At 67.0% G+C, this 4,292-nt stretch carries 6 protein-coding genes, 1 tRNA gene and 1 pseudogene; 1 reads left to right on the top strand and 7 read right to left on the bottom strand.

Going from position 1 to position 4,292, the window contains the following annotated elements; genetic code table 11:
• Positions 1 to 228: 228 nt before the first annotated feature.
• The 5 genes from VL973_RS10025 to VL973_RS10005 all read right to left on the bottom strand — a co-directional run bounded on the left by VL973_RS10025 (position 229) and on the right by VL973_RS10005 (position 2,568).
• Positions 229 to 305: transfer RNA gene (locus VL973_RS10025), tRNA-Arg, on the bottom strand.
• Positions 306 to 339: 34 nt separating this feature from the next.
• The gene (locus VL973_RS10020; protein WP_325283879.1) at positions 340 to 801 is read right to left on the bottom strand and encodes a DUF1178 family protein; all 462 of its coding nucleotides are present in this window, start codon (positions 799 to 801) and stop codon (positions 340 to 342) included.
• Positions 798 to 1,625 carry a carbon-nitrogen hydrolase family protein gene (locus VL973_RS10015; RefSeq protein WP_325283878.1) on the bottom strand — a complete coding sequence of 276 codons (828 nt, stop codon included), beginning with the start codon at positions 1,623 to 1,625 and terminating at the stop codon, positions 798 to 800. Before VL973_RS10015 ends, VL973_RS10020 begins: the two co-directional genes overlap by 4 nt.
• On the bottom strand, positions 1,622 to 1,879 hold the full coding sequence (gene grxC / locus VL973_RS10010) for a glutaredoxin 3 (RefSeq protein ID WP_325283877.1): 258 nt from the start codon (positions 1,877 to 1,879) through the stop codon (positions 1,622 to 1,624). Before grxC ends, VL973_RS10015 begins: the two co-directional genes overlap by 4 nt.
• A gap of 32 nt (positions 1,880 to 1,911) precedes the next feature.
• Complete coding sequence (locus tag VL973_RS10005) at positions 1,912 to 2,568, bottom strand: ComF family protein (protein WP_325283876.1); 657 nt, start codon at positions 2,566 to 2,568, stop codon at positions 1,912 to 1,914.
• Between the two features lie 44 nt (positions 2,569 to 2,612).
• Here VL973_RS10005 and VL973_RS10000 point away from each other — a divergent pair, with 44 nt between their 5' ends.
• The gene (locus VL973_RS10000) at positions 2,613 to 3,473 is read left to right on the top strand and encodes a class I SAM-dependent methyltransferase (protein ID WP_325283875.1); all 861 of its coding nucleotides are present in this window, start codon (positions 2,613 to 2,615) and stop codon (positions 3,471 to 3,473) included.
• Between the two features lie 15 nt (positions 3,474 to 3,488).
• On the opposite strand, the gene VL973_RS09995 is transcribed toward VL973_RS10000, so the two are convergent.
• Both VL973_RS09995 and VL973_RS09990 read right to left on the bottom strand, forming a co-directional pair.
• A complete protein-coding gene (locus tag VL973_RS09995) occupies positions 3,489 to 4,127 on the bottom strand; it encodes a TonB family protein (protein ID WP_325283874.1) in 639 nt (212 codons plus the stop codon).
• Between the two features lie 61 nt (positions 4,128 to 4,188).
• Positions 4,189 to 4,292 (bottom strand): annotated as a pseudogene (locus tag VL973_RS09990) (ligase-associated DNA damage response endonuclease PdeM); the annotation flags it as partial.

Below are 4,292 nucleotides of genomic sequence, written 5' to 3'. Positions count from 1 at the left end.
CCGCCTCTCCCACCGTCGCCGTCTGCTCGGAGACCGCTGCCGGATCGGGGCGATCGGCGGCAGCGCAAGCGGCAAGGAGCGAGACGGAGGCGAGCAACGCGCCGGTTCGGATCATCGTCAGCATGGATTTTCCCAGTTGTTTCGGTCGTTCCCCCGGATGTAGACCGAACGACCGGCGCGGCCAATATGGTAACAAACCATACCGATGAGCAGATAGCTTGTGCGAATTGGTGCCCCGAGAGAGACTCGAACTCCCGACCTGCGGTTTAGGAAACCGTTGCTCTGTCCTGCTGAGCTATCGGGGCACGGGTGCGTGCCTATGGCAGCATCGGCGAAGAATCAATTGCGCGTCTCGGGCGGGATGACCGGAAAAGGCAGCGGCGCGATCGACACGCCTTCTTCGGCCAGCGCGCGGGCGTCGGCCAGCGTCGCCTGTCCGTGAATCGGCTGCGTCGGCGCTTCGCCCAGATGCATGGCGCGCGCACTGTCGACAAAGGCAGTGCCCACCCAGCGCGACTTTTCGAGCGCCTTGGCCTGTATTTTCGCCAGCGTCTCCAGCGCGGCCTTGACGGCTTCGGGCGACGGCGGGGTGTCGGTCGGAGCGGGAACGGTCGCGCGCATTTCGGAACGATTGCCCTTGGCCGCGATGTTAGGGGCCATCACGGCCTTTTCGATCCGGCTGTCCTCGCACAGCGGGCAGGCAATCAGACCATCGGCGCGTTGCGATTCATATGCGGCGGAAGACGCGAACCACGCCTCGAACACATGCCCGTCGCCGCAGCGAAGGTCGAAGACGATCATGCGCCCACCCGCTCGACGGGTGGAATTGCGCGCCGATGAGTCATGGCCGGAATACGCGCGCGCGCCGAAGCCACCGCCCCTTCATCGAGCACCACGAAATCGACGCGCGGGCCGACACCCATGTCGAGCAGCACATCGCCCCAGGGGTCGACCACCAGCGATCGGCCGTAGGTGAGGCGCCCGTCTTCATGGTCGCCGGTCTGCGCCGCCGCGATGACGAAACAGCCATTTTCGATCGCTCGCGCCCGGATCAGCGATTCCCAATGCGCCTCTCCCGTGGCGCGGGTGAATGCGGCGGGCACTGCGAGCAATTCGGCACCCGCCTCGCCAAGCGCCTGATACAGCGCGGGAAAGCGCAAGTCGTAACAGATCGTCATGCCAAGCTGTCCTGCCGGCGTCGCCGCGACCACCGCCCGGTCGCCGGCAGCAAAAGCCGACGATTCCTGCCAGCGATTGCCGGGGCCGACATCGGCATCGAACATGTGCAACTTGTCATACCGCGCACGGATGATGCCGCGATCGTCGATCAGGATGCTGCGATTTGCAAAACGTCCGTCGGGTCTCCGCACCGCCAGCGACCCCAAATGCACCCAAACGCCATATTCATAAGCTGCGCGGCCGACCGCCTGCAGCACGGGGTCCTCATGCTCGGCGACGATCTTGGATGCCGAGCGATTGCGATCGCGGTCGATCAGGTTGGACATTTCGGGCGTGAACAACATCGTCGCCCCGCCCCGCCCCGCATGTGCCACCGCATCGGCGACGGTCGCGGCGTTCGCGACGGGGTCCAGCACGCCCGTCATCTGAAGCAGCGCGATCTTCACGAATTGAGCAGCGCGTCGAGCCGACCCTGAGCCTCAAGCGCGGCCAGGTCATCCGATCCGCCGATATGCCCGCCATCGATGAAAATCTGTGGCACCGTGGTGCGCCCGCTCGCCCGGTCGATCATCTCGGCGCGCCGCGGCCCACCCATGGTGATGTCGATTTCCTCGAACGCCGCACCCTTTGCATTCAGAAGACGCTTTGCGCGTATGCAATAGGGGCACCATGCCTTGGTATAGATTTCGACCTTTGCCATGATTGCCGACGTGGAAACTATGGTCGCGCTTGTCAATCGGCATCGCCGGGCATGACGCGCGCAAAGGTGAGGATACTGACCCGCGCCGCGCCGGCCGCCGCCAGCACCGCGGCACAACCATAAGCCGTCGCGCCGGTGGTGAACACGTCGTCGACCAGCACCACATGCCTGTCCGCCAGGCTTTCGGCGCGCCGCACCGCAAAGGCGCCCGCGACCGCCCGCCGTCGCGCCGCCGGGCCAAGGCCCTTGAGCACCGGCGTCGCGCGGGTGCGAACCAGAACGTCGTGCGCCACCGGCACGGCGCTGCGCCGCGACAGGGCGGAGGCAATCAGCCCCGCCTGGTTATAACCGCGCGACCACAGCCGCCGCCAGGCCAGCGGCACCGGCACCAGCAGTTCCGCGTCGTCCGGCACCAATCGCCGCATCGCCGCCGCCGCCGGTTCGGCATGGCCAAGCCGCCGTGCATATTTCAACTTGAGCAGCACCGCGCGCGCCACATCGCCATAGGCAACCGCCGCCCGCACGCCCGCGTCGTCATCGTCGCCGGGCGGGCCAAGGAAATCGAGCCGCACCCAGCAATCGGCGCAGAAACGGTGCATGTCCCCCGTCACCGCAGCACAGGCCGGGCAGCGCGGCGGCAGCGCATGATCGATCAACGCCGTGGCGACCCGATGGGCGACTTCCCTCATCCACCCCTTGTGCGGCGGCTTTCGGCGGCGCACAAGCGTCCACGATGCTGAGCGACACTCCGCCACCCGAGCCGTTCCGCCGCCACGCCCGCCGCCTGCGCCGCGACCGCGCCGCCACGGGTTTCGCGGGCCATGATTTCCTGCGCGCGGCAATGCTGGACGGGATTGATGAACGACTGGCGGCGGTCAAGCGGCCGATGCGCGACTTGCTCGACCTGGGCTGCTTCGACGGCGCGTTTACCCCCCCGCCAGGTGCGCGCGTCGCCCGACTGGATGCCGGTTTCGGCTTTGCCCGCGCGGCGCAGGGGATACAGGCGGATGAGGATCGCATCCCCTTTGCCGATGCCAGTTTCGACGGGGTGATATCGGCGGGCGTGCTCGATCAGGTGAACGACGTGCCGGGCGCGCTGGCGCTGGTCCGCCGCGTGTTGCGGCCCGATGGGCTGTTCCTGGGTGCGCTTGTCGGCGCGGGCAGCCTGCCGGTGCTGCGAAGCGTGCTGATGGAAGCCGAAGCGCCGCGTGCGGTCGCACGTATCCATCCACAGATCGACGTGCGCTCGGCCGGTGATCTGCTGATGCGCGCGGGCCTTACGCTGCCCGTTGCCGATATCGAGACGCTGTCGGTGCGTTATTCGAGCCTGGGCCGGCTGATCGAAGACCTGCGCGGCATGGCGGCCACTAATTTGCTGCGTGACACGCCCCCCCTTACCCGCTCGACCCTCGCGCGGGCAGCGGAGGCGTTTGCCGCCCGTGCCGATGCCGACGGGCGCGTGACCGAACGTTTCCAGGTCATCTTCCTGACCGGCTGGGCGCCCGATCCCAGCCAGCCCAAGCCCGCCCGGCGCGGCAGCGGCAAGACGTCGCTGGCGGACGCGCTGCGAGTGCCGGGGATGCCGCAGGACTGAGCCGGCGCCGCGCCCCTAAAGCGGCCTTCTGAATTTATCATCCCTTACCAGCGGTGCATCCGGCTCGCTGAACTCCACGACAAATTGCTGGATCGACGGGACGGGCTTCCCCTGCTCATCAAGTGCGGGCTTCAAGGACAAACGAGTCGTGGCCACGTCGCAAAGAGCCTTGTCGAGCGGATCGGGGGTGCCTTCTTTCCTCAGATTATGGCAGCCCACGACCTCACCGGTAGCGGATACCGACAGCGCAGCCTCACGCCGAACAAAGGGATCGCTGCCGGGCGGGAGGCGGTTTACCGCCAACGACATGTCCGCCATTGGCGGAGTCGTCACCGATCGGTCGCCGATGCGATAGACGATTGAGTGCGTGAAGGTGCCATAGGCTGGCTGGCCGTCGGCATCGCGCGCAGGACGTGCCTTGGCAACCGCATATGCCGCGCATAACGCCTCATCCAGTTCCCTGGCGCCGCTTTCCACGACGACTTCGCAACGGATGACTTTTCCCGAAGGCGCGGCCGTGATCTGCGCGCGGGCGAACCCGTCGACGTTCCGGTTCGCTAACATTCGTGGATATTCGGGGGTGCGGCTGCGGATCAGTTTGGGCGGCACCGGCCCCTGCGCGGCCACGGCAAGCCAAAGCATCGTTCCGAACATTACCCGCTCCCCCAACCCGCCCTGACGGAAAGCTTGCCGCGTCAGCGGAGCCGGATCAACCTTACGCCGCCAGCGGGAAGCGCAACAGCCGGTCGCCCGCCGTCACAAGCGCCTGCGCGCGTCCGCCGACCGCCCGCATCAATTCGGGGTGCGTTGCGTCCAGCC

Origin of the sequence: Sphingomonas sp., from assembly GCF_035490575.1 — a bacterium.
Classification (GTDB): Bacteria; Pseudomonadota; Alphaproteobacteria; order Sphingomonadales; family Sphingomonadaceae; genus Sphingomonas.
The sequence above is the reverse complement of the archived record's forward strand: the minus strand, read 5'-3'. Positions and strand labels throughout refer to the sequence as shown.